The sequence below is a fragment of the Bacillus sp. AFS077874 genome, from assembly GCF_002566505.1.
Classification (GTDB): domain Bacteria; phylum Bacillota; class Bacilli; order Bacillales; family Bacillaceae_G; genus Gottfriedia.
This window is the reverse complement of sequence record NZ_NUYF01000055.1, coordinates 42,792-67,306: the sequence shown is the minus strand read 5'-3', so window position 1 is coordinate 67,306 and position 24,515 is coordinate 42,792. Positions and strand designations below refer to the sequence as shown.

Here is a 24,515-nt window from a genome sequence, read left to right as displayed (position 1 = left end):
AACCAAAAACATCAGCTATTAGGCTGATGTTTTTTTTGTTATCTAAAAATGCTCAAATGATCAAGCGAAATAGAGCAAGTTAATAATTTTTTTAATAAAAGTAAAAAGGAAAAAAAGCTTCTTAAAAGAATTGTATAACATATATATATATATACTGATAAAGAAAAATCGCCAATTGGCGGGCCTTTAGGTAAAGACAGAGAGGATATAGCACTTATATTTAATACCCAAAATTGAAAAATACGTCAATTTTTCTTCTAGGCTACCAATTCAATTTATACAATTCTTAAAGGTAAAAAGATTAAGAGCTGTATCGTTTGGAAAAAATGGTAAAGAGATAATAGTTGAAATTTTTCATGAAAGGAATATAATAATAGTCAAAGATAGTCAAAGTCAGTAAAGGTGGTAAATAGATGAAGAATATATCAGATATTATTGAACAATATCTAATGCACTACTTTGACATATCCGATAAAGATTATGTCGAGATAAAAAGAAGTGAAATAGCGAATAAATTTGATTGTGTACCTTCTCAAATAAATTATGTAATTAATACTAGATTCACATTAGAAAGAGGATATGTAGTAGAAAGTAAACGTGGTGGTGGCGGGTATATTCGAATTATTAAAGTGCAATTTCATGATAAAGCGAGCGTGATTGATCAAATATTAAGTAGCTTTACTAATAATATTGCACAGTCTAGCTCAGAGGACTATATTCGTCTACTACTTGAAAAAAATGTAATTACTGGGCGAGAAGCAAAAATGATGTTAAGTGTATTAGATCGTTCAGTGATAATGGTTAATTTACCTTATCGAGACGAGTTAAGAGCAAGAATGTTCAAGGCAATGCTAAGAAGCTTAAAGTATAAATAGAATATGGAGGTTGCCCATAAATGATTTGTCAAGAATGTCAAGAACGTCCGGCAACATTACACTATTCTAAAATTATTAATGGTGAGAAAACAGATATTCACTTATGTGAGAAATGCGCAAATGAATCGAACAATAAACATATTTTTTCTGAAATAGGTGGTTATTCTGTAAATGATTTGTTAGCTGGATTGTTTAAAGGTAATACTGGTATTTATGAAATGAAGAAAAATAAATTTCATCAAGATTCACAAATAGAATGTCCTAGATGTAAGATGACTTTTCAAAAGTTTACTAAAATTGGACGTTTAGGTTGTTCTACTTGTTATGAAACATTTATGGATCAGATGAAACCAATTGTTAAAAGAATTCATAGCGGTAATGTATCGCATACAGGGAAAATACCTCAAAAGATTAATGGGGCGATCTCCTTGAAAAGGAAGTTACAAGACTTAAAATCTCAAATGAAAAATTTTATTGATAAAGAAGATTTTGAGCAAGCAATTAAGATTCGGGATGAAATTCGTGAAATTGAGAAAGATTTACAAGCCCTTCAAAAGGAGGTGGAGTAAGTTACATGTCTATTAATCGAATTATTAACGAGGCCATCAGTCCATGGATGAAACAAGTAGGTCCAGATGATGATATCGTTTTAAGCAGTCGTATTAGGTTAGCTAGAAATTTCAGTTCATATTTATATCCAACTTTACTTAGTCAAGACAAGGCTAAAGAAATTTGTCATTTAGTTAAACATTATTTTGAAGGTAGTACAGCTTTACCAAACGGACCTTTTGAATATATTGAAATTAATAAGTTAGAACCAGTAGAAAAAAGAGTTTTAATTGAAAAACACTTAATAAGTCCTAATTTAGTTCAAGAGTCGGTACATGGAGCATGTATATTATCTCAGGATGAACAAATTAGCATTATGATCAATGAAGAAGACCATTTAAGAATTCAAGCTCTATTTCCAGGTTTACAACTTAGAGAGGCACTTACTCAAGCGAATCATATTGATAATTATATAGAGAGTCAGCTTGAATATGCTTTTGATGAAACAATTGGTTATTTAACCAGCTGTCCTACTAATGTTGGTACCGGATTAAGGGCCTCAGTGATGATGCATCTTCCAGCACTAGTCATCACGAAACAATTTAACCGTTTAATCCCAACTATTAATCAACTTGGTTTAGTAGTAAGAGGAATTTATGGTGAAGGTAGCGAAGCATTAGGTAATATCTTTCAGATTTCGAATCAAATAACATTAGGGAAATCGGAAGAAGAAATAATAGAAGATTTAACGACAATTGTTCAACAACTGATCAAACACGAGAAATCAGCAAGAGATGCACTTGCCAGAACTTCTTTAATTCTTTTAGAAGATCGAGTCTTTCGTTCTTTAGGTACTTTGAAATACGGAAGAATAATCGAAACAAAGGAAAGTGCTAAGTGTTTATCGGATGTACAATTAGGGATTGATTTAGGTTTAATTGATGGGGTATCTAAAAACTTTTTACATGAATTAATGATATTAACTCAACCAGGTATTTTACAACAGTATGTAGGTGATCAGCTTACTCCCGAAGAAAGGGATATTAAAAGAGCATCACTAATACGCGAAAGACTATCTAACAAAAATAACTAATTATATGGGAGGAACCAATTATGATGTTTGGTCGATTTACAGAACGTGCTCAAAAAGTATTAGCTCTTTCTCAAGAAGAGGCAATCCGAATTGGACACTCAAATATAGGTACAGAACATATTTTACTAGGACTTGTTCGAGAGGGAGAAGGGATTGCTGCTAAGGCATTACTTGCACTTGGATTAAGCCCAGAGAAAGTACAACAAGAAGTAGAAACATTAATAGGACGTGGCCAAGGAGTTGCTCAAACAGTACACTACACTCCTAGAGCTAAAAAAGTGATTGAATTATCAATGGATGAGGCTCGTAAATTAGGGCATTCATATGTAGGAACAGAACACATCCTTTTAGGATTAATTCGAGAAGGAGAAGGCGTAGCAGCAAGAGTATTAAATAATCTTGGTGTTAGCTTAAATAAAGCTCGTCAACAAGTTCTTCAATTATTAGGTAGCAATGAAAGCTCGTCTAATCATCAAAATGGATCTGCTAATCAAGCAAACACACCGACATTAGACAGCTTAGCTCGTGATTTAACTGTATCAGCTAGAGAGGGTCGCTTAGATCCAGTAATCGGACGTGGTAAAGAAATTCAGCGAGTAATTGAAGTGTTAAGCCGACGCACTAAGAATAATCCAGTATTAATTGGCGAGCCTGGTGTAGGTAAAACAGCGATTGCAGAAGGATTAGCGCAACAAATTGTAAATAATGAAGTACCAGAAATTTTAAGAGATAAACGAGTAATGACACTTGATATGGGTACTGTTGTAGCTGGAACTAAGTACCGTGGTGAATTTGAAGATCGTCTGAAAAAAGTAATGGACGAAATTCGTCAAGCTGGTAATATTATTCTTTTCATTGATGAACTTCATACATTAATTGGTGCAGGTGGAGCTGAAGGTGCAATTGATGCATCAAACATCTTAAAACCATCATTAGCACGTGGTGAACTACAGTGCATCGGTGCAACAACAATTGATGAATACCGTAAATATATCGAAAAAGATGCTGCGTTAGAGCGTCGTTTCCAACCAATTCAAGTTGATCAGCCGAGTGTAGAGGAGTCAATTCAAATTCTTCAAGGCTTACGTGACCGTTATGAGGCACATCATAGAGTATCAATTTCTGATCAGTCAATTATTGAAGCAGTAAAACTATCTGATCGATATATTACAGACCGTTTCTTACCAGATAAAGCAATTGATGTTATTGATGAGGCAGGTTCTAAAGTACGACTACGTAGCTTTACTACACCGCCAAATTTAAAAGAATTAGAATTAAAATTAGAGGAAGTTCGTAAAGAGAAAGATGCAGCTGTTCAAAGTCAAGAATTTGAAAAAGCAGCATCATTAAGAGACTCAGAGCAAAGATTACGTGAACAATTAGAAGATACGAAACGTCAATGGAAAGAGAAACAAGGTAAAGAAAACTCTGAAGTAACTGTAGAGGATATAGCAAATGTTGTATCATCTTGGACGAATATTCCAGTTACAAAACTTGCTCAAACAGAGGCAGATAAACTGTTAAATATGGAAAGTGTTCTTCATAAACGAGTAATTGGTCAAGAAGAAGCAGTAGTAGCAGTTTCTAAGGCTGTAAGACGTGCAAGAGCTGGATTAAAAGATCCAAAACGTCCAATTGGTTCATTTATTTTCTTAGGTCCTACAGGGGTAGGTAAAACAGAGTTGGCTCGAGCGTTAGCTGAAACAATTTTCGGCGATGAAGATGCGATGATTCGTATTGATATGTCGGAGTATATGGAAAAACACGCAACATCTCGTTTAGTAGGAGCACCTCCAGGATATGTAGGATATGATGAAGGTGGTCAATTGACTGAGAAAGTTAGACGTAAACCTTACTCAGTAATTCTATTAGATGAAATTGAAAAAGCTCATCCAGACGTATTTAATATTCTACTTCAAGTATTAGAAGACGGTCGATTAACTGATTCAAAAGGCCGCACAGTTGACTTTAGAAATACACTTGTTATCATGACATCAAACGTTGGAGCAAGTGCTTTAAAAACAAATAAATATGTTGGATTCAATATTAACGATGGAGAAAAAGATTACAAAGATATGAAAGGAAAAGTATTAGAGGAACTGAAAAAAGCATTCCGTCCTGAATTCCTAAACCGTATCGATGAAACAATCGTCTTCCATTCATTAGAGAAGAAACATATTAAAGAAATTGTTCACTTAATGGTTAATAGCTTAACGAAGCGTTTAAAAGAACAAGAAATTGAACTAGAATTATCAGATGCAGCAATTGATAAAATTTCAGATGAAGGATTCGATGCTGAATACGGAGCTCGTCCATTGAGAAGAGCAATTCAAAAACAAGTAGAGGATCGTTTATCCGAAGAATTATTAAAAGGTAATGTTGAAAAAGGCCGAAAAGTTATTCTTGATGTAAAGGATAATGAATATTTGATTAGATCAGCGGCTGAAACTGTAAATCAATAAGCAATTACAAAGTTCATACCTTTTATGAAGGATAATTGAACAAATTAATTGTAAAGTTATCTAATTTGTGAAAAAGGGCGTGAAGCCCTTTTTCTTATATCAAAAAAGCGTTAGGATAGACTTAGAATACATACTCTATTAATATAGAAAATCATAGTAACAAAAGAGGTACTATACATATGGCTAAAAAAAATAAAACTAAATTCGTTTGTCAGTCTTGTGGATATGAATCAGTTAAGTGGATTGGAAAGTGTCCTGCATGTAACGAGTGGAACACAATGGTTGAGTTTATAGAACAGCCTGCTAGTTCAAGAAGGCTAACATTTAATACAAACGCAACAGTAGAAGGAACGAAACCAATTTCAATCATGGAAGTGGAAATTGGCACTGAAACTCGTATCGAAACCTCATTCGATGAATTTAACCGGGTTTTAGGTGGCGGGATCGTTTTAGGTTCATTAGTATTAATTGGTGGTGACCCGGGAATTGGTAAGTCGACGATGCTCTTACAGGTTTCCTCACAATTGGCTAAAAAGGATCATAAAGTTTTATATGTTTCAGGAGAAGAATCTCAGAAGCAAATAAAATTAAGAGCAGAACGACTAGGTGTTGCTACACAAAACTTATATGTTTTATCCGAGACAGATTTGTCTCATATTGCTCGATATATGGATGAGATGGCTCCTGATCTTGTTGTAATTGATTCGATTCAAACAATCTATTTACAAGAAGTAACATCTGCTCCTGGTAGTGTATCACAAGTACGAGAGTGTACTTCAGAATTAATGAAATTCGCGAAAACAAAAGGGATCCCGATCTTTATAGTAGGACATGTAACAAAAGAAGGATCAATTGCAGGCCCACGTTTACTGGAACATATGGTAGATGCAGTGTTATATTTTGAGGGTGAAAGACATCATACATATCGAATATTAAGGGCAGTTAAAAATCGTTTTGGATCTACTAATGAAACTGGTATTTTTGAGATGAAAGAGTTAGGATTAGTGGAAGTGCTAAATCCATCGGAAATATTCTTAGAAGAGAGACCTTTTGGAGTAGCAGGTTCAACTGTTGTTGCTTCTATGGAAGGTACTAGACCTGTACTAGTTGAACTACAAGCACTTGTCTCTCCAACGAGCTTTGGAAATGCAAGACGAATGGCAACTGGTATAGATCATAATAGAGTATCGTTAATTATGGCTGTATTAGAAAAGAGAATGGGCCTTTTATTACAAAATCAAGATGCTTATTTAAAGGTTGCCGGAGGACTGAAGTTAGATGAGCCAGCTGTAGACTTAGCTGTTGCAGTGAGTATAGCATCAAGCTTTCAAGATAAACCTACTAATCCAACAGATGTAGTAATTGGTGAGATCGGTTTAACAGGAGAAGTTCGTAGGGTATCTAGAATAGAGCAAAGAGTACAAGAAGCGGCTAAACTTGGATTTAAAAGAGCAATAATTCCATCAAAAAATATTGGAGGATGGAGTTTTCCTGAAGGAATGGAAATAATAGGTATTAATACAGTACATGAAGCATTAAAATACGTGTTAGGAGGGTAGAGATGGAGGATCAAAAACAAAAAGCTAAATCAATGTTGCCAGTTTTAGAAATGATTGCTCCAGGTACACCATTGCGTGATGGCATTGATAATGTACTTAGAGCACAGACTGGTGGATTAATTGTACTTGGCTTTAATGATGAAACAAAAGAAATGGTCGATGGTGGTTTTCATATTAATGACCCTTTCTCTCCAGCTAGCTTATATGAATTAGCAAAAATGGATGGAGCACTCATTTTAAATGAAACAGGGTCAAAAATCCTGTTAGCAAATGCACAATTGATACCAGATCAATCAATCTTTACAAAAGAAACTGGTATGCGTCATCGAACTGCAGAACGAGTATCAAGACAAACAGGAAACTTAGTAATTGCTATTTCGCAAAGACGTAATGTTATTACTCTTTATAAAGGTAACTTGCGTTATACACTGCGAGATATTGGCGTAATTTTAACAAAAGCTAATCAGGCGATTCAGACTCTGGAAAAATATAAAATTGTGTGGAATCAAGGGATTACTTCACTTAGTATTTTAGAATTTGAAGAGCTAGTTACATTATTTGAAGTTGTAAATGTTTTACATAGTGTTGAAATGGTTCTTCGAATTAAAAATGAAATTAATAACTATGTAATTGAACTTGGTGATGAAGGACGACTGATTGAATTACAGTTAATTGAGATCATTTCGGACCTTGAGGAGGAGGCATTACTTTTAATAAAGGATTATCATTATAGTAAGGAACAAGATCCTAAAAGTATTTTGCAAAAACTCCAAGAATTGGCAAACGAAGAATTGTTAGAGGATCATGCCATTATTAAATTGCTAGGTTATCCGAATAACACAAATCTTGAAGAAATGGTAGAACCTAGAGGATATCGTATGTTGATGAAAATTTCTAGACTACCGCCGCTAGTGATCGAAAATTTAACACAGCGGTTTAAGCACCTTAAAGGGATCTACAAAGCTACTCTTGCTGAGTTAGATGATGTTGATGGAATTGGTGAAATTCGTGCAAAAAAAATCAAAGAAGGATTAAAACGAATTCAGGAGCAACTGTATATCAATAGACATAACTAAGTTATTTCGTCTAAGATAGAGTTATTATTTATTTAAAGGAGGTGGCGAATTGATAAAGAGGATCGTTCAAGTTATTTATATTTTTGTCGGAAGTACTTTAGGTTTAGTACTTTTTCCACTATTAGATAAACTGTTGAAAACAGAGTTACCTAATATATTGCATAATTCTTATGTGCAAGCTTTAAGTGGAGCAGTGATCTTTTTTATTTTATCGCTTTGGTTAGTTGATCCAACAGTAACGTTTATCAAGTATATTGAGGAGAAATTATTAAAAGCTCCTATTTCAATGATTTTGTTTGGTAGTTTAGGACTTGTTTTTGGACTTATTCTGGCATTTCTTATTTCATTGCCAATTGACTCAATTAGATTACAGTATGTTTCATCAATTATTCAAATAGTTGTTACGATTTTATTAGGATATTTAGGTTTTCAAGTTGGGATTAAAAAGAGAGAAGAATTATTGAGTTTATTTACATTATCTTCAAAGGCTAAGAAAAAGGCTGCTGAAGATCAAGATACAGCATTCGATATTCCAGTTAAAATTTTAGATACTAGTGTAATCATTGATGGTCGTATTGCTGATATATGCCAAACTGGATTCATAGAAGGAACAATTGTGATTCCACAATTTGTATTAGCAGAATTACAATATATAGCTGATTCCTCAGATACGTTAAAACGAAATAGAGGACGAAGAGGATTAGATATTCTAAACAGAATTCAAAAAGAGCTAGCTATGAAAGTTGAAATCTACGAAGGTGATTTTGAAGATGTTCCTGAAGTAGATGCAAAATTAGTAAAGCTTACTAAATTAAAAAATGGTATTTTAGTGACAAATGACTTTAATTTAAACAAAGTAAGTGAACTTCAGCAAATTAAAGTTTGGAATATTAACGATCTAGCAAATGCAATTAAACCAGTAGTATTACCTGGGGAAGTATTAACTGCTTTTGTAGTAAAAGAAGGTAAAGAAAAATTACAAGGTGTTGCATATTTAGATGATGGTACAATGATCGTTGTAGAAGACGGTAAAGAATCAATTGGTAAACGAGTAGAGACTGTCGTTACGAGCGTACTACAAACTTCTGCTGGTCGCATGATTTTTGCAAAAGTAAAGTAAGTTAGAGGGGTATACGTAAAATGCAATATAAGGTCATCATTCCAGCAGCGGGTTCTGGCTCTCGAATGGGTGCAGGCTATAATAAATTATTTCTAAAAATAATTAGCTCGCCAATTATTGAATTAACTTTAAAAGTATTTGGCGAAGATCATCGTTGCAATGAGATTATCTTACCGATTAAAGAATCTGAAAAACAGTTCTTTGAAACTTTAAATTTGCCAAGCTTTATTCAAAATAAAATAACCTATGTAAAAGGTGGAGCAGAAAGGCAAGAAAGTGTTTATAATGGTTTAGTTTCAATTAAGGATACTGAAAGTTTTATTTTAGTACACGATGGGGCGAGACCTTTTGTAACAAATACAGTGATTGAGCGGATTCTTGAAAAGATGAATGAACATGAGGCAGTCATCTGTGCTGTTCCAATGAAAGATACAATAAAGAAGGTTATTGATCAAGAAGTCGTTGAAACAATCGATCGTTCTACACTTTGGGGAGTACAGACTCCCCAAGCTTTTACATACAAATGCTTAATAGAAGCGCATCAAAAAGCAAACGAAAATGGTTATTTAGGAACTGATGATGCTAGCTTAGTTGAATGGAACGGAAGTAAAGTTTTTGTAGTAAATGGAGATTATAACAATATTAAAGTAACAACTAAAGAAGATTTGTTTTTTGCTGAAACAATCTATGAACAATATAGAGGTTAGAAGGTGTTTACATGTTTAGAATTGGACAAGGGTTTGATGTTCACGCTTTTGCAGAAGATCGCCCATTAATTATTGGTGGAATTGAAATCCCATACGAATTAGGTTTATTAGGTCATTCTGATGCCGATGTTCTACTTCATACAATATCGGATGCATTACTAGGGGCTATTGGTGAAGGAGATATAGGTAGACATTTTCCGGATACGGATCCAGCTTTTAAAGATGCTGATTCAGCAAAACTACTTCAACACGTATTTCATATTGTTAAGGATAAAGGCTATGAGTTAGTTAACGCGGATTGTACGATTATTGCTCAAGCGCCTAAAATGGCACCATATATCCAATTAATGAGAGAGCGAATTGCAGAACTGCTTGAAACGACATCTGATTGTATTAATGTTAAAGCAACAACAACTGAAAAATTAGGTTTTACAGGAAGAAAAGAAGGAATTGCATCCCAAGCGGTTGTATTGTTACAAAAGAAGGCTTAAACTAATAAAGTATATTAATTATTCAGTGGAGAGTGTCTATAAATGTCAAATAGAGTTAGAGTTCGTTATGCACCTAGTCCGACAGGTCATTTACATATTGGAAATGCACGTACAGCATTATACGTATATTTATTTGCTAAGCATTTTAACGGTGATATGGTATTACGTATTGAAGATACTGATATCGAACGTAATGTTGAAGGTGGCGAAGAAAGCCAAGCGAAATATTTACACTGGTTAGGTATTGATTGGGATGAGGGTCCTGATAAAGGTGGCGAGTACGGTCCTTATCGTCAGCTAGAAAGACTAGACTTATACAAACAACATGCTAATGAATTAATTGAGAATGGGCATGCATACAAGTGCTATTGTACAGAGGAAGAGCTTGCAGCGGAACGTGAAGCACAATTAGCAGCTGGTCATCCAACTACACGTTATAGCGGAAAATGCCGTCATTTAACAGCTGAAGAAAGAGCTGTAAAAGAAGTAGCGGGTGCAGAGCACACTATTCGTTTTGCAGTACCAGCAAACGATATTTATGAGTGGGAAGATATCGTTCGTGGAAATATTAAATTTGAATCAAAAGATATCGGTGACTGGGTTCTTGTTAAAAAGAACGGAATCGCTACTTACAACTACGCGGTAGTAGTTGACGATGCATTAATGAAGATTAGTCACGTGCTACGCGGTGAAGAGCATATTTCTAATACTCCTAAACAAATAATGGTGTATCGTGCATTAAATTGGGATGCTCCAGATTTTGGTCATATGGCAGTAATTGTGAACGAAAACCGTAAAAAGCTTTCAAAACGTGACGAATCTGTATTACAATTTATTGAACAATATCAAAATCTTGGTTACTTACCAGAAGCGTTATTTAACTTTATTGCTCTTCTTGGTTGGTCACCAGTTGGTGAAGAAGAAATTTTCAGCAAAGATGAATTTATTAAGATTTTCGATCCTAGCCGTTTAAGTTCAGCTCCTGCTATGTTTGATAAGCAAAAATTAACTTGGATTAACAACCGATATATTAAAGAGCAACCATTAGAAAAAGTGGTAGAAATTTCATTACCACATCTAATTAAAGCTGGTTTTGTAAATGAAGAACGCACTGCAGATGAAAATCTATGGGTTACAAATCTAGTAGCTTTATATCAAGATCAAATGAGCTTTGGTGCTGAAATTGTAGAATTATCAAGCTTATTCTTCAAAGAAGTATTAGCATTCGGTGAAGAAGAGCAAGCTGTTATTTCTGAAGAGCAAGTGAAGGAAGTACTTTCAGCATTAGTTGAAGAACTTAAAGCTTCTGAAGAATTTACAGTTGATTCAATTAAAACTGCAATGAAATCAGTTCAAAAGTCAACTGGCCAAAAAGGCAAAAAGTTATTTATGCCAATTCGTGTTGCAACAACTGGTCAATGTCATGGTCCTGAATTACCAGCAGCGATGACTTTATTAGGAAAAGAAAAAGTTATTGCTCGTTTACAAAAAATAATTGGTTAACATTTTGATTAATTTGTAATATATATAAGTAATATTCATATAGGTAAAATGTTGATAGGGAAAAGTAAATGGCTACTCGTTACCCAGAGAGAATCACATTGGTGAAAGTGATTTTAACGGTAGTCATGGAAGTGCCCCCTTGAGTCCTTAGCCGAAAAATACGTTTGAGTAGGCTAGGGCGGTGGAAACCGTTACATTACATGAGTTGAGATAAATTTATTTTATCTAAACAGAGTGGAACCGCGCATAAAGCGTCTCTGTGTATTTTATGTACACTGGGACGCTTTTTATTTTTTATAGAGAAAAAATAAAATTCTTAATAAATTCTTTAAGGGGAAATGAAGATGCTAAAGTACATGAAGGAAGATGTAGCGACGATATTTGAACGCGATCCAGCCGCTACTAGCTATTTAGAAGTTATTCTTACGTATGCTGGTTTACATGCATTATGGCTTTATCGATTTGCTCATTATTTCTATCGGAAAAAATGGCACTTTATTGCAAGAAGTATTTCACAGTTTGCTCGTTTTTTAACAGGAATCGAGATTCACCCAGGGGCGAAAATTGGTAGACGATTTTTTATCGATCATGGAGCAGGAGTTGTAATTGGAGAAACATGTGAAATAGGTGATGATGTTACGATTTATCAAGGAGTAACATTAGGTGGAACCGGTAAGGAAAAAGGTAAGCGACATCCAACTTTATTGAGTGGGGTACTAGTAGCTACGGGAGCAAAAGTTCTAGGATCAATCACAATCGGAGAAAATGCAAAAATCGGTGCAAATTCAGTTGTACTAAAGGATGTTCCAAATAATACTACGGTTGTTGGTATACCTGGTAAGATAGTTGTTCAAGATGGAATTAGAGTAAATAATCAATTTGATCACTGTGATCTACCTGACCCAGTAGCAGATCGATTACTACAACTAGAAGCGGAATTAGAAGAGCTAAGAAGTTTAATGAGAATATCTGAAAGGAAGTAAAACGATGGCAATTCAAATTTATAATACATTAACAAGAAATAAAGAAGATTTTAAGCCGATAGAAGAAGGTAAGGTCAAAATGTATGTATGTGGACCTACTGTATATAACTATATTCACATTGGTAATGCAAGACCTGCTATTGTTTTTGATACAGTAAGACGCTATTTTGAATATCGTGGATACGAAGTAAACTATGTATCAAATTTCACTGATGTTGATGATAAGTTAATTAAAGCAGCAAATGAATTAGGTTCAGATGTCCCAACTATAGCAGATCGTTTTATTAATGCATATTTTGAAGATGTTCAAGAACTAGGTTGCAAAACAGCAACGAATCATCCTCGTGTAATGGATAATATGGATATTATTATTGAGTTTATCGATGAGCTAGTAAAAAAAGGTTATGCATATGAATCCAAAGGTGATGTTTACTTCAAAACAAAGGAATTTGATGGTTACGGTAAACTTTCACACCAATCAATTGAAGACCTTCGAATTGGTGAAAGAATTGAAGTAGGCGAAAAGAAAGAAGATCCATTAGATTTTGCACTATGGAAAGCAGCTAAACCAGGTGAAATATTCTGGGAAAGTCCATGGGGGAAAGGTAGACCAGGATGGCATATTGAGTGCTCAGCAATGGCAAAGAAATATCTTGGAGAAACAATTGATATTCATGCAGGCGGTCAAGACTTATCATTCCCACACCATGAGAATGAGATCGCTCAGTCAGAAGCATTAAGTGGGAAAACTTTTTCGAACTATTGGATGCACAATGGATACATCAATATAGACAATGAAAAAATGTCTAAATCATTAGGTAACTTTGTATTAGTACATGACATTATTAAAATCGTTGATCCTATGCTATTACGTTTCTTCATTTTATCTGTGCATTATCGTCACCCAATTAACTATAGCGAAGAACTTTTACAAGAAGCAAGAAATGGTTTTGAACGTATTAAAACGGCTTATCAAAATTGTAAGCATCGTTTAGAAAGCAGTACTAATTTAACTGAAGATGACAATAAGTGGTTAAAAGAAATAGCAGATGAAAAAGCCGTCTTCACAAAAGTAATGGATGATGACTTTAATACAGCTAATGCGATTTCTGTTTTATATCAATTAGCTAAATTGGCAAATCAATATTTACTAGAGACACATACTTCTACGAATGTATTAAATCAATTAGTAGCAACATTTGATGAATTATCAAATGTACTAGGCATTACACTAGTCAAAGAAGAAGCAATGTTAGATGATGAAATCGAAGCATTAATTCAAAAACGTACAGACGCACGTAAAAATCGTGATTTTGCATTAGCGGACCAAATTCGTGACCAATTAAAAGAAATGAATATAATCATTGAAGATACTCCGCAAGGTATTCGCTGGAAAAGAGGATAACTTCATGATTGAAAGTAACCAAAATATTGATGCTAAACAACTGAACAGTTTAGCACTTGCTTATATAGGTGATGCTGTATATGAAATTTATGTACGTCATCACCTCCTTGAAAAAGGAACAGTAAGACCTAATCAACTTCACCGTGCAGCAACAAGATTTGTTTCTGCGAAAGGACAAGCTAAAGTAATTAGAGAAATGCTTTTTACTGAGATATTGTCAGATGAAGAAGTTGCAGTTGTTAAAAGGGGCCGTAATGCAAAGTCAGGAACTGTACCAAAAAATACGGATGTACAAACATATCGATACGCAACCGCAATGGAAGCGTTAATTGGGTACCATTATTTATTAAAAAATGAAGATAGACTCAATACAATTGTACAATTTGCGATTCAATTTATTGAGAATGATAAAGGAGCATAATATGTCTGAAGAATTTATTATTGGACGTAATCCAGTTATGGAAGCAATACGTTCAGGTCGTGATATAAATAAAATTTGGGTTAGCGAAGGAGCAAATAAAGGTCAAATCCATAAACTTTTAGAATTAGCTAACCAAAACAAAGTGATCGTTCAAACAGCACCAAACAAGAAATTAGATGGAATGGTTAAAGGTAACCACCAAGGGGTAGTAGCGCAAGTAGCTGCATATGAATATGTGGAAATTGATGATTTGTTTGAAGTGGCTAGTAGTCGAAATGAACAACCGTTCTTCTTAATTCTTGATGAAATTGAAGACCCTCATAATTTAGGCTCAATTATGAGAACTGCAGATGCAGTTGGTGCTCATGGAATCATTATTCCAAAGAGAAGAGCGGTAGGTTTAACTTCAGCGGTTGCTAAGGCCTCTACTGGAGCAATTGAATACATTCCAGTAGCAAGAGTAACGAACTTAGCAAGAACTATAGATGAATTAAAAGAAAGAGGAGTTTGGATTTTTGGTACAGATGCAAAAGGTGCTGATGACTATCGAAACATGGATGGCCAAATTTCTCTAGGGTTAATTATTGGTAGCGAAGGTAAAGGCATGAGCAGGATCTTAAAGGAAAAATGTGATTTCCTAATTAAGTTACCAATGGTCGGTAAAGTTACATCTTTAAATGCGTCTGTTGCGGCTAGTCTATTAATGTATGAAATACATCGTAAGAGACACCCGCTTGGATCATAAAAAGAAAGAGATTCTTATTGTAGATGGTTATAACATGATTGGAGCTTGGCCGAATCTTAGAAAACTTCGAGAAATTGACTTTGATAAATCACGTGATTATCTAATTACTCAACTTGCTGAGTATAAGGCATACACAGGGATGTATATAATTGTTGTATTTGATGCCCATTTTGTAAATGGAATCGAAAAAGTCGACAAGAATTCAAAGGTCGAAGTGATTTTTACTCGAAAAAACCAAACGGCTGATGAAAAAATTGAAAAACTTGCAATTGAGCTTCGTCATGTTAACCATCATATTTATGTTGCGACATCTGACTTTACTGAGCAATGGCAAATATTTGGACAAGGTGCACTTCGTATACCTGCAATGGAACTATATCGATCGGTTACTCAAAATAAAAAAATGATAAGTAGTCGAATTAGTGAAATACCTGATCAAAGACTGACGATTAGTAAGACTTTAAATTCGAAACAAACAGAAATTTTAGAAAAATGGCGAAGAGGGGAACGATGACTTATTGTTTCCTTCTTCTTTGTGCTGTATAATTTAATTAAATTGTTTGGTCGGAGGTGCTAATTTTGAACGTTGAACAGGAATTGAAGCTAATGATAGAGTATGGCCCTTTAGAAGATGAGGTAATTCTCGAGTATGTTCGAGAAGGTGATCAAGAGGCACTAACATTTTTAATTCAAAAGTACCGAAATTTCGTTAAAGCAAAATCTAGGTCTTATTTCCTAATAGGAGCTGACCGTGAAGACATCATTCAAGAAGGTATGATTGGATTATACAAAGCAATTCGTGATTACAAAGAAGACAAACTTTCGTCATTCAAGGCGTTTGCAGAATTATGCATTACAAGACAAATTATTACAGCAATTAAAACAGCAACTAGGCAAAAGCACATCCCATTAAATTCTTATGTTTCATTGGACAAGCCTATTTATGATGAGGAATCTGATCGTACATTACTGGATGTTTTAACAGAAACAAAAAACATGGATCCAGAGGAACTTGTTATCAATCAAGAAGAAAATGTGGACATAGAGCTTAAAATGTCTGAATTATTAAGCGATTTAGAAAGAAAAGTATTATCACTCTATTTAGATGGTCGATCTTACCAAGAAATATCAGAAGAGTTAAACAGACATGTAAAATCGATTGATAATGCTCTACAGAGAGTGAAAAGAAAGCTTGAAAGATATATGGAAATCAGAGAACTATCAGTTTAATTAGATCAAATAAATTCCTTTGTAATTCATAATAATATATAGAAATACAAGGGTTTAGAAATGAATTTGACAGTTTATATTTCACATGGTACATTCTAGATGGATAATTATAGATGAATTAGGTTGGTGTCACCATGAGAAAAAAAGTTGTCCTGTCGTGCGCTAATTGCAATAATAGAAATTACTCCACAATGAAGAATTCCTCTTCTGTAGAACGTTTGGAGATGAAAAAGTTTTGTAAAACATGCAATGAGCATACTACACATAAAGAAACAAAATAAATGAAGTAAGATAAATGATAATTGCGAATGTCCTTATTCTATTTATAAACTAAAGATCATGCACTATTTTTTGGACAAGGCGGACGTTTCGTAAATCTCTAAACTAGTATATATGGGGGTTGCATCTGTGGGTCGTATCGGTAAGTTTTTTCGCGAAGTAAAAAGTGAAATGAAAAAAGTTTCATGGCCTAAACGTAAAGAATTAGTTAATTCAACAGTTACAGTATTAGCTACAGTTTTATTCTTTGTAGTATTCTTCGCTGTAATTGACACAGGACTTTCTAAACTAATTCGACTTATTCTTGAATAAGTTAAAACTAATTGTGCTATAATGAGTGATAATGTTTAAAAAAAAGCCCGGTGACGGGTTTTTTAATTTGCAAAGAAAGTTGACCGGGGAGGGAAGGACAAGTAGTCCTCTAACATGGAAAAAAGATGGTATGTAGTTCATACTTACTCAGGATATGAGAATAAAGTAAAAGCGAATTTAGAAAAACGTGTAGAAACAATGGGAATGCAGGATAAAATTTTCCGTGTAATAGTTCCAGAAGAATCAGAAGTAGAAATGAAGAACGGTAAAGAAAAAGTAACGAAACGTAAAGTGTTTCCTGGTTATGTGTTAGTTGAACTAGTGATGACTGACGATTCTTGGTATGTAGTTCGAAATACACCGGGAGTAACTGGTTTCGTTGGCTCGGCAGGATCTGGTTCAAAACCAACCCCACTTTTAGAAGAAGAAATTACTCATATTCTAAAACATATGGGTCTAGATGAACAAACAATTGATTTTGATTTAGATGTAAATGAAGTTGTTCGATTAAAAGAAGGTCCATTTGCGAATTATACTGGATCAATTAAAGAAATTGACTTCGAAAAGAAAAAAGTGACTGTGTTAGTAGAATTCTTTAATAAAGAAACACCAGTAGAACTGGATTTACATCTTATTGAAAAATTATAATACAAGACCTTGCATTTTTATTTTGAAAATGTTAGACTTTTAAAGGTCAATATGCATCGAAAAGATGGTATTAACTTCTGTATAAGAATATGCATGTAAATGCAAAACGATATGAGTGGGAGGGTGTAAAAACCCGTTACCACATCACGGACTTAAGGAGGTGTGTCTCGTGGCTAAAAAAGTAATTAAAATGGTAAAATTGCAAATTCCTGCAGGGAAAGCAAACCCAGCACCACCAGTTGGTCCTGCACTAGGACAAGCAGGTGTTAACATCATGGGATTCTGTAAAGAGTTCAACGCTCGTACAGCTGACCAAGCTGGTCTAATTATTCCTGTTGAAATCACTGTATTCGAAGATCGTTCGTTTACATTTATTACGAAAACTCCTCCTGCTGCAGTACTTCTTAAAGTAGCGGCTGGTATTGAGTCTGGTTCTGGTGAACCAAATCGTAAAAAAGTAGCAACAGTTAAACGCGATAAAGTGCGTGAGATTGCTGAACAAAAAATGCCTGACTTAAATGCTGCTTCTGTTGAAGCTGCTATGCGTATGGTAGAAGGTACTGCACGTAGTATGGGTATCGTTATTGAAGACTAATCCCATCTTCAATAAGGTGTGATTGAGGAGGTTGCGAACATCATTTGATGTGTTTTATCGCAACCTTTATTCGTGGGAGGAAAATCCGTTAAAACCACATTAGGAGGAATAAAACATGGCTAACAAAGGTAAAAAATACCAAGAAGCTATTAAATTAGTAGATCGTACAGCTGTTTACGCAGTAAACGAAGCTGTTGAACTTGTTAAAAAGACTACAACTGTTAACTTTGATGCAACAGTTGAAGTAGCATTCCGTTTAGGAGTAGATCCAAAGAAAGCTGACCAACAAATTCGTGGTGCAGTAGTTCTTCCACACGGTACTGGTAAAGTACAACGTGTATTAGTATTCGCTAAAGGTGAAAAAGCTAAAGAAGCTGAAGCTGCTGGTGCTGATTTCGTAGGCGATGCTGACATGATTAACAAAATCCAACAAGGTTGGTTCGATTTTGATGTAGTAGTAGCAACTCCAGACATGATGGCTGAAGTTGGTAAATTAGGACGTGTATTAGGACCTAAAGGTTTAATGCCAAACCCGAAAACAGGTACAGTTACATTTGACGTAACTAAAGCTGTTAACGAAATCAAAGCTGGTAAAGTTGAATACCGTGTTGATAAAGCTGGTAACATTCACGTACCAATCGGTAAAGTATCTTTCGAAAACGAAAAGTTAGTAGAAAACTTTACAACAATCTTTGAAACTATGGTTAAAGTTAAACCTGCTGCTGCTAAAGGAACATACATGAAGAACGTAGCAATCACTTCAACTATGGGCCCTGGTATCAAAGTAGATCCAGCTAGTTTCTAAGATAAAAAACAAAGTTGACAATTCGACAAGAACTCTCTATAATGGAGATTGTCTTGCTAATTAAATAGACTACCGTAGACAGTAGGTGCTTATGCTTAATATCCTACCGAGGTGTATAACTGATAAATTCGTGCATATACAACCTCCATGTCTTTTTTTGAAAAGTTCGTGGAGGTTTTGCTATGGTTACACTTTTGCGGTATACACACAAAAATCCACAGGAGGTGTAATAAATGAGCGCAGTATTAGAAGCTAAAAAACAAGTTGTATCTGAAGTAGCTGCTAAATTACGTGATAGTAAATCAACAATTGTTGTTGACTACCGTGGTTTAAATGTTGCTGAAGTAACTGAATTACGTAAGCAATTACGTGAAGCTGGCGTTGAGTTCAAAGTTTACAAAAACACTTTAACTCGTCGTGCTGCTGAAGAGGCTGGCTTAGCTGGTTTAAACGAATCATTAACTGGTCCAAACGCAATCGCGTTTAGTACGGAGGATGTAATTGCTCCTGCTAAAGTAATCAACGATTTCGCTAAAAAACACGAAGCTTTAGAAATTAAAGCTGGTGTAATCGAAGGAAACGTTGCTACTGTTGAAGAAGTTAAAGCTCTTGCTGAACTTCCATCTCGCGAAGGTTTACTTTCTATGTTGCTTAGCGTGCTACAAGCACCAATCCGCAACTTCGCTCTTGCAACTAAAGCAGTTGCAGAACAAAAAGAAGAACAAGGCGCTTAATGCCAAGATCGCTTAAAATATATAATTTAAAGGTATAAACAAGGAGGAAATTAACAATGACTAAAGAACAAATCATTGAAGCAGTTAAAAACATGACTGTATTAGAATTAAATGACTTAGTAAAAGCAATCGAAGAAGAGTTCGGCGTAACTGCTGCTGCTCCTATGGTAATGGCTGGTGGAGCTGTTGAAGCTGCTGCTGAGCAAACTGAATTTGATTTAGTATTAGCTAGCCCTGGCGACCAAAAAATCAAAGTAATCAAAGTTGTTCGTGAATTAACTGGTTTAGGATTAAAAGAAGCTAAAGAATTAGTTGACAACACTCCTAAAGCAATTAAAGAAGGAATCAGCAAAGAAGAAGCTGAAGAAATGAAAGCTAAACTTGAAGAAGTTGGCGCTAACGTAGAAGTTAAGTAATTTCTAAAAGTTTTTAGAAAAGCTCGCATTTATGCGAGCTTTTTTTGTACATATGGGGTTACTTTTGGGAAGACTGTTGATAAGTATATATATGGAAGAAGGATTTTTAATGGCAGATCATTATTTTACAAATCAACCGAATAGTAAAACTGATAAAAAGGTATTTACATTTACTCTAAGAGGGAATGATTTGAAGTTCCAATCTGATTCAGGTGTTTTTTCTAGGAATGAAGTTGATTTTGGATCCCGTGTTTTAATTAACACGTTCATATTTCCAAAAGTTGAAGGTAATATTTTAGACGTTGGATGTGGATACGGTCCAATAGGATTATCAATCGCAAAAGATGATTCTAGTCGAACGGTGGAAATGGTTGATGTGAATTTAAGAGCGATCGAATTAGCAAAAGAAAATGCGGATGTAAATAAAATAGATAATGTGAAAATCTATGAAAGTAGCATCTATGAAAATGTTACTGGTGAATATGCTGCTATTTTAACAAATCCGCCAATTCGTGCCGGGAAAAGTGTTGTTCATGAAATTTTAAAAAGTGCTTATGATAAATTACTCCCTGGTGGAGAGCTTTGGGTAGTTATAAAAAAGAAGCAAGGAGCGCCATCTGCTCTTGATTTATTAAAAGAAACTTTCGACGAGGTTGAGGTAGTAAAAAAAGATAAAGGATATTATATCATAAAAAGTAAAAAAGATTGACTGTATTTTTTGCTTGTGATAGTATTATTAAATGCCAATATATATTTATTTTCAAAAATGATTTTTTGAAAGTGGGTATATTTCTATATTCTTTGGAAATGATAGTAAAATGACTGTCGTTGAGTTTAATAAATGGTTTTCATTTTGAAACCATTTTATTTTTTGTTTAACAAGTAAGGGATGTTTTCTGCTTATTTGTTACTATTTTTTTGTTTTAAATACTCTTATTTAAGGGGTGAATATGTTGACAGGTCAACTAGTTCAATATGGACGACACCGCCAACGCAGAAGTTATGCTCGTATCAGTGAAGTTTTAGAGTTACCTAACTTAATTGAAATTCAAACAGCATCTTACCAATGGTTCTTAGATGAAGGTTTGAGAGAAATGTTCCAAGACATTTCACCAATTGAGGATTTCACAGGTAATCTATCATTAGAATTCATTGATTACAGTTTAGGTGAGCCGAAGTATGTTGTAGAAGAATCGAAAGAGCGTGACGTAAACTACGCTGCTCCACTTCGAGTGAAAGTTCGCCTATTAAATAAGGAAACTGGCGAAGTTAAGGAGCAAGACGTTTTCATGGGGGATTTCCCTCTGATGACGGACACGGGCACATTCATTATTAATGGTGCTGAACGTGTAATCGTTTCACAATTAGTACGTTCTCCAAGTGTGTACTATAGTGGAAAAATCGACAAAAATGGTAAAAAAGGTTATACGGCTACAGTTATTCCGAACCGCGGTGCTTGGTTAGAGTACGAAACGGACGCGAAGGATGTAGTTTATGTACGTATTGACCGTACAAGAAAATTACCTGTAACGGTACTACTACGTTCGCTTGGGTTTGGTACAGACCAAGAGATTCTAGACTTATTAGGCGAAAACGAATACCTACGTAATACTCTTGAAAAAGATAACACAGATAGCACTGAAAAAGCGCTTCTTGAAATCTATGAAAGATTACGTCCAGGTGAACCACCTACAGTAGAAAACGCTAAAAATCTATTAATTACTCGCTTCTTTGATCCGAAGCGTTATGACTTAGCTAGCGTTGGACGCTACAAAATAAATAAAAAATTACACATTAAAAATAGACTATTTAACCAACGTATTGCAGAAACATTAGTGGATCCAGAAACTGGTGAAATTATTGTAGAAAAAGGGACAACTCTTGATCGCCGTACGTTAGACCGTATTATTCCATTCTTAGAAAAGAATATCGGTGAAAAAGTTGTTCACCCTGCTGCTGGCGTATTAGAAGATGAGATTACTTTACAATCTATTAAAATTTACGCTCCTGTAGAAGATGGTGAACAAGTTATTCAAGTTATTGGAAATGCGAATGTAAGCAAAAGTGTGAAAAACATTTCACCTGCGGACATTATCTCTTCAATTTCTTACTTCTTTAACCTGCTACATAACGTAGGTGACACTGACGATATTGACCATTTAGGAAATCGTCGTTTACGTTCAGTTGGTGAATTACTTCAAAACCAATTCCGTATCGGTCTATCTCGTATGGAACGTGTAGTACGTGAACGTATGTCAATTCAAGATACAAACGCAGTTACTCCGCAGGCATTAATTAATATTCGCCCTGTAATTGCTTCAATTAAAGAATTCTTTGGTAGTTCACAGCTATCTCAATTCATGGACCAAACAAATCCTCTTGCTGAATTAACTCATAAGCGAAGACTATCAGCACTTGGACCAGGTGGTTTAACACGTGAACGTGCAGGATTTGAAGTGCGTGACGTTCATTACTCTCACTATGGCCGTATGTGTCCGATTGAAACGCCTGAGGGACCGAACATCGGATTAATTAACTCACTTTCTTCTTATGCAAAAGTAAATCAATTTGGTTTCATTGAAACTCCTTATCGTCGTGTAGACCCTGAAACAGGTCGTCTAACTGATAAAATTGACTATTTAACTGCTGATGAAGAGGATCTATACGTTGTAGCCCAAGCGAATGCTCGTTTAGGTGAAGACGGAAGCTTTTTAGATGAAGATGTAGTAGCTCGTTTCCGTGGAGATAACACAGTTGTTAAACGTGAACGTATTGACTACATGGATGTATCTCCTAAACAAGTAGTATCAGCTGCGACAGCATGTATTCCTTTCTTAGAGAACGATGACTCGAACCGTGCCCTAATGGGAGCGAACATGCAACGTCAAGCAGTACCATTATTAAACCCTGAATCTCCAATCGTAGGTACAGGTATGGAATACGTTTCAGCAAAAGACTCAGGTGCTGCAGTAATTTGTAAACACCCAGGTATCGTTGAACGTGTTGAAGCGAAAGAAGTTTGGGTACGTCGCTACTTAGAAGTAGATGGACAAAAAGTTAAAGGTGACCTTGATAAATATCGTATGTTAAAATTCGTACGTTCTAACCAAGGTACTTGTTATAACCAACGCCCAATCGTAAGTGTTGGTGACGAAGTAGTAAGAGGCGAAATTCTTGCAGATGGACCTTCAATGGAAAAAGGTGAATTAGCACTAGGACGTAACGTATTAGTAGCATTCATGACATGGGATGGTTACAACTACGAGGATGCCATCATTATGAGTCGCCGTCTTGTTAAAGAAGATGTTTACACTTCAGTTCATATTGAAGAATATGAATCAGAAGCTCGTGATACAAAATTAGGACCTGAAGAAATCACTCGTGATATTCCAAACGTTGGTGAAGATGCACTTAAAAATCTTGATGAGCGTGGAATTATCCGAATTGGTGCAGAAGTAAAAGATGGAGATTTATTAGTTGGTAAAGTAACGCCTAAAGGTGTAACTGAATTAACTGCTGAAGAACGTCTTCTACACGCAATCTTCGGTGAAAAAGCTCGTGAAGTTCGTGATACATCATTACGTGTTCCACACGGTGGAGGCGGGATTATCCTTGATGTGAAAGTATTCACTCGTGAAAACGGTGATGAATTACCACCAGGAGTAAACCAACTTGTTCGTGTTTATATCGTTCAGAAACGTAAAATCTCTGAAGGGGATAAAATGGCTGGACGACATGGTAATAAAGGGGTTATCTCTCGTATTTTACCAGAAGAAGATATGCCATTCTTACCTGATGGAACGCCAGTTGATATCATGTTAAATCCATTAGGGGTACCTTCTCGTATGAACATCGGTCAGGTATTAGAGCTACACTTAGGTATGGCTGCAAGATATCTTGGTATTCATGTTGCTTCTCCAGTATTTGACGGAGCGCGTGAGGAAGATGTTTGGGGAACTATTGAAGAAGCTGGTATGGCACGTGATGCAAAAACTGTACTATATGATGGACGTAGTGGTGAGCCTTTCGATAACCGTGTTTCTGTAGGTGTCATGTATATGATCAAACTTGCACACATGGTTGACGATAAGTTACATGCTCGTTCAACAGGACCATACTCACTTGTTACGCAACAACCACTTGGTGGTAAAGCACAATTTGGTGGACAGCGTTTTGGTGAGATGGAGGTTTGGGCACTTGAAGCATACGGTGCTGCTTATACATTACAAGAGATCTTAACAGTTAAATCTGATGACGTTGTTGGCCGTGTGAAAACATATGAAGCAATCGTTAAAGGTGAAAATGTACCAGAACCAGGTGTTCCAGAATCATTCAAAGTATTGATTAAAGAATTACAATCTCTAGGTATGGATGTTAAAATGATGTCTGCTACAGATCAAGAAATCGAAATGCGTGATACTGAAGATGATGATGATCAAGCTTCAGAACATTTAGCGATGGATATGGAATACGTAAAAGAATAAGTATTATATAGGGTAAAACCTTA

25 protein-coding genes and 2 other annotated features are annotated in these 24,515 nt (G+C 35.2%); all 25 genes read left to right on the top strand.

All coding sequences use genetic code 11. From position 1 onward, the window contains the following. Positions 1–413 precede the first annotated feature (413 nt). The 25 genes from COJ46_RS22655 to rpoB all read left to right on the top strand — a co-directional run bounded on the left by COJ46_RS22655 (position 414) and on the right by rpoB (position 24,492). Positions 414–875, top strand: a complete 462-nt coding sequence (locus COJ46_RS22655) for a CtsR family transcriptional regulator (protein WP_069033588.1) — start codon at positions 414–416, stop codon at positions 873–875. A 20-nt stretch (positions 876–895) separates the two neighbouring features. Next, complete coding sequence (gene mcsA / locus COJ46_RS22650) at positions 896–1,444, top strand: protein-arginine kinase activator protein McsA (RefSeq protein ID WP_097978218.1); 549 nt, start codon at positions 896–898, stop codon at positions 1,442–1,444. Between the two features lie 5 nt (positions 1,445–1,449). Beyond that, the gene (gene mcsB, locus COJ46_RS22645; protein WP_097978217.1) at positions 1,450–2,517 is read left to right on the top strand and encodes a protein-arginine kinase McsB; all 1,068 of its coding nucleotides are present in this window, start codon (positions 1,450–1,452) and stop codon (positions 2,515–2,517) included. Positions 2,518–2,537: 20 nt separating this feature from the next. After that, positions 2,538–4,979 carry an ATP-dependent protease ATP-binding subunit ClpC gene (gene clpC / locus COJ46_RS22640; RefSeq protein WP_069033591.1) on the top strand — a complete coding sequence of 814 codons (2,442 nt, stop codon included), beginning with the start codon at positions 2,538–2,540 and terminating at the stop codon, positions 4,977–4,979. A gap of 179 nt (positions 4,980–5,158) precedes the next feature. After that, positions 5,159–6,538: a DNA repair protein RadA gene (radA, locus tag COJ46_RS22635; protein WP_098566359.1), complete on the top strand. Its 1,380-nt coding sequence runs from the start codon at positions 5,159–5,161 to the stop codon at positions 6,536–6,538. A 2-nt stretch (positions 6,539–6,540) separates the two neighbouring features. Beyond that, positions 6,541–7,614: a DNA integrity scanning diadenylate cyclase DisA gene (gene disA, locus COJ46_RS22630; protein ID WP_069033593.1), complete on the top strand. Its 1,074-nt coding sequence runs from the start codon at positions 6,541–6,543 to the stop codon at positions 7,612–7,614. 49 nt (positions 7,615–7,663) lie between these two features. Then, the gene (locus COJ46_RS22625; RefSeq protein WP_097978215.1) at positions 7,664–8,734 is read left to right on the top strand and encodes a PIN/TRAM domain-containing protein; all 1,071 of its coding nucleotides are present in this window, start codon (positions 7,664–7,666) and stop codon (positions 8,732–8,734) included. A 20-nt stretch (positions 8,735–8,754) separates the two neighbouring features. Beyond that, entirely contained in the window at positions 8,755–9,441 is a 687-nt protein-coding gene (ispD, locus tag COJ46_RS22620) for a 2-C-methyl-D-erythritol 4-phosphate cytidylyltransferase (protein WP_097978214.1), read from the top strand. An 11-nt stretch (positions 9,442–9,452) separates the two neighbouring features. Next, on the top strand, positions 9,453–9,932 hold the full coding sequence (gene ispF / locus COJ46_RS22615) for a 2-C-methyl-D-erythritol 2,4-cyclodiphosphate synthase (protein WP_097978213.1): 480 nt from the start codon (positions 9,453–9,455) through the stop codon (positions 9,930–9,932). Between the two features lie 42 nt (positions 9,933–9,974). After that, a complete protein-coding gene (gene gltX / locus COJ46_RS22610) occupies positions 9,975–11,435 on the top strand; it encodes a glutamate--tRNA ligase (RefSeq protein WP_098566358.1) in 1,461 nt (486 codons plus the stop codon). A gap of 42 nt (positions 11,436–11,477) precedes the next feature. Next, positions 11,478–11,697, top strand: a binding site (T-box leader). Between the two features lie 82 nt (positions 11,698–11,779). Further along, positions 11,780–12,418, top strand: a complete 639-nt coding sequence (gene cysE, locus COJ46_RS22605; protein WP_097978211.1) for a serine O-acetyltransferase — start codon at positions 11,780–11,782, stop codon at positions 12,416–12,418. A 4-nt stretch (positions 12,419–12,422) separates the two neighbouring features. Next, positions 12,423–13,823, top strand: a complete 1,401-nt coding sequence (gene cysS, locus COJ46_RS22600; protein WP_098566357.1) for a cysteine--tRNA ligase — start codon at positions 12,423–12,425, stop codon at positions 13,821–13,823. A 4-nt stretch (positions 13,824–13,827) separates the two neighbouring features. Then, positions 13,828–14,244 (top strand): Mini-ribonuclease 3, encoded by a 417-nt coding sequence (locus COJ46_RS22595; protein WP_097978209.1) that lies wholly within the window; start codon positions 13,828–13,830, stop codon positions 14,242–14,244. Position 14,245: 1 nt separating this feature from the next. Beyond that, the gene (gene rlmB / locus COJ46_RS22590; RefSeq protein WP_097978208.1) at positions 14,246–14,989 is read left to right on the top strand and encodes a 23S rRNA (guanosine(2251)-2'-O)-methyltransferase RlmB; all 744 of its coding nucleotides are present in this window, start codon (positions 14,246–14,248) and stop codon (positions 14,987–14,989) included. 34 nt (positions 14,990–15,023) lie between these two features. Continuing rightward, positions 15,024–15,503: an NYN domain-containing protein gene (locus tag COJ46_RS22585; RefSeq protein ID WP_387332445.1), complete on the top strand. Its 480-nt coding sequence runs from the start codon at positions 15,024–15,026 to the stop codon at positions 15,501–15,503. Between the two features lie 65 nt (positions 15,504–15,568). Then, positions 15,569–16,219 (top strand): RNA polymerase sporulation sigma factor SigH, encoded by a 651-nt coding sequence (gene sigH, locus COJ46_RS22580; protein ID WP_056467364.1) that lies wholly within the window; start codon positions 15,569–15,571, stop codon positions 16,217–16,219. Between the two features lie 134 nt (positions 16,220–16,353). Then, a complete protein-coding gene (gene rpmG, locus COJ46_RS22575) occupies positions 16,354–16,500 on the top strand; it encodes a 50S ribosomal protein L33 (protein WP_082459366.1) in 147 nt (48 codons plus the stop codon). A gap of 127 nt (positions 16,501–16,627) precedes the next feature. Continuing rightward, positions 16,628–16,810: a preprotein translocase subunit SecE gene (gene secE, locus COJ46_RS22570; protein WP_056467367.1), complete on the top strand. Its 183-nt coding sequence runs from the start codon at positions 16,628–16,630 to the stop codon at positions 16,808–16,810. Positions 16,811–16,924: 114 nt separating this feature from the next. Continuing rightward, a complete protein-coding gene (nusG, locus tag COJ46_RS22565; protein WP_097978206.1) occupies positions 16,925–17,458 on the top strand; it encodes a transcription termination/antitermination protein NusG in 534 nt (177 codons plus the stop codon). A gap of 169 nt (positions 17,459–17,627) precedes the next feature. Then, positions 17,628–18,053, top strand: coding sequence for a 50S ribosomal protein L11 (gene rplK, locus COJ46_RS22560; RefSeq protein ID WP_056467373.1), 426 nt, complete (start codon positions 17,628–17,630; stop codon positions 18,051–18,053). 115 nt (positions 18,054–18,168) lie between these two features. Then, a complete protein-coding gene (gene rplA / locus COJ46_RS22555) occupies positions 18,169–18,858 on the top strand; it encodes a 50S ribosomal protein L1 (protein WP_056467376.1) in 690 nt (229 codons plus the stop codon). Between the two features lie 54 nt (positions 18,859–18,912). Next, positions 18,913–19,048, top strand: a sequence feature (ribosomal protein L10 leader region). A 43-nt stretch (positions 19,049–19,091) separates the two neighbouring features. Beyond that, positions 19,092–19,592 (top strand): 50S ribosomal protein L10, encoded by a 501-nt coding sequence (gene rplJ / locus COJ46_RS22550; protein ID WP_069033603.1) that lies wholly within the window; start codon positions 19,092–19,094, stop codon positions 19,590–19,592. Between the two features lie 56 nt (positions 19,593–19,648). Further along, positions 19,649–20,008 carry a 50S ribosomal protein L7/L12 gene (rplL, locus tag COJ46_RS22545; RefSeq protein WP_097978205.1) on the top strand — a complete coding sequence of 120 codons (360 nt, stop codon included), beginning with the start codon at positions 19,649–19,651 and terminating at the stop codon, positions 20,006–20,008. Between the two features lie 109 nt (positions 20,009–20,117). Then, positions 20,118–20,717 carry a class I SAM-dependent methyltransferase gene (locus tag COJ46_RS22540; RefSeq protein WP_097978204.1) on the top strand — a complete coding sequence of 200 codons (600 nt, stop codon included), beginning with the start codon at positions 20,118–20,120 and terminating at the stop codon, positions 20,715–20,717. Positions 20,718–20,961: 244 nt separating this feature from the next. Beyond that, positions 20,962–24,492, top strand: coding sequence for a DNA-directed RNA polymerase subunit beta (rpoB, locus tag COJ46_RS22535; RefSeq protein ID WP_097978203.1), 3,531 nt, complete (start codon positions 20,962–20,964; stop codon positions 24,490–24,492). The last annotated feature ends 23 nt before the right edge of the window (positions 24,493–24,515 follow it).

Bases quoted from the DNA above. Each gene is read 5' to 3' on its own strand.
- clpC (WP_069033591.1), top strand. From the start codon at position 2,538: ATGATGTTTGGTCGATTTACAGAACGTGCTCAAAAAGTATTAGCTCTT.
- COJ46_RS22595 (WP_097978209.1), top strand. From the start codon at position 13,828: ATGATTGAAAGTAACCAAAATATTGATGCTAAACAACTGAACAGTTTA.
- rplA (WP_056467376.1), top strand. From the start codon at position 18,169: ATGGCTAACAAAGGTAAAAAATACCAAGAAGCTATTAAATTAGTAGAT.
- mcsB (WP_097978217.1), top strand. From the start codon at position 1,450: ATGTCTATTAATCGAATTATTAACGAGGCCATCAGTCCATGGATGAAA.
- rplJ (WP_069033603.1), top strand. From the start codon at position 19,092: ATGAGCGCAGTATTAGAAGCTAAAAAACAAGTTGTATCTGAAGTAGCT.
- gltX (WP_098566358.1), top strand. From the start codon at position 9,975: ATGTCAAATAGAGTTAGAGTTCGTTATGCACCTAGTCCGACAGGTCAT.
- COJ46_RS22585 (WP_387332445.1), top strand. From the start codon at position 15,024: ATGATTGGAGCTTGGCCGAATCTTAGAAAACTTCGAGAAATTGACTTT.
- rpmG (WP_082459366.1), top strand. From the start codon at position 16,354: ATGAGAAAAAAAGTTGTCCTGTCGTGCGCTAATTGCAATAATAGAAAT.
- ispF (WP_097978213.1), top strand. From the start codon at position 9,453: ATGTTTAGAATTGGACAAGGGTTTGATGTTCACGCTTTTGCAGAAGAT.
- radA (WP_098566359.1), top strand. From the start codon at position 5,159: ATGGCTAAAAAAAATAAAACTAAATTCGTTTGTCAGTCTTGTGGATAT.
- disA (WP_069033593.1), top strand. From the start codon at position 6,541: ATGGAGGATCAAAAACAAAAAGCTAAATCAATGTTGCCAGTTTTAGAA.
- mcsA (WP_097978218.1), top strand. From the start codon at position 896: ATGATTTGTCAAGAATGTCAAGAACGTCCGGCAACATTACACTATTCT.
- cysE (WP_097978211.1), top strand. From the start codon at position 11,780: ATGCTAAAGTACATGAAGGAAGATGTAGCGACGATATTTGAACGCGAT.
- rlmB (WP_097978208.1), top strand. From the start codon at position 14,246: ATGTCTGAAGAATTTATTATTGGACGTAATCCAGTTATGGAAGCAATA.
- ispD (WP_097978214.1), top strand. From the start codon at position 8,755: ATGCAATATAAGGTCATCATTCCAGCAGCGGGTTCTGGCTCTCGAATG.
- COJ46_RS22540 (WP_097978204.1), top strand. From the start codon at position 20,118: ATGGCAGATCATTATTTTACAAATCAACCGAATAGTAAAACTGATAAA.
- cysS (WP_098566357.1), top strand. From the start codon at position 12,423: ATGGCAATTCAAATTTATAATACATTAACAAGAAATAAAGAAGATTTT.
- nusG (WP_097978206.1), top strand. From the start codon at position 16,925: ATGGAAAAAAGATGGTATGTAGTTCATACTTACTCAGGATATGAGAAT.
- COJ46_RS22655 (WP_069033588.1), top strand. From the start codon at position 414: ATGAAGAATATATCAGATATTATTGAACAATATCTAATGCACTACTTT.
- rplL (WP_097978205.1), top strand. From the start codon at position 19,649: ATGACTAAAGAACAAATCATTGAAGCAGTTAAAAACATGACTGTATTA.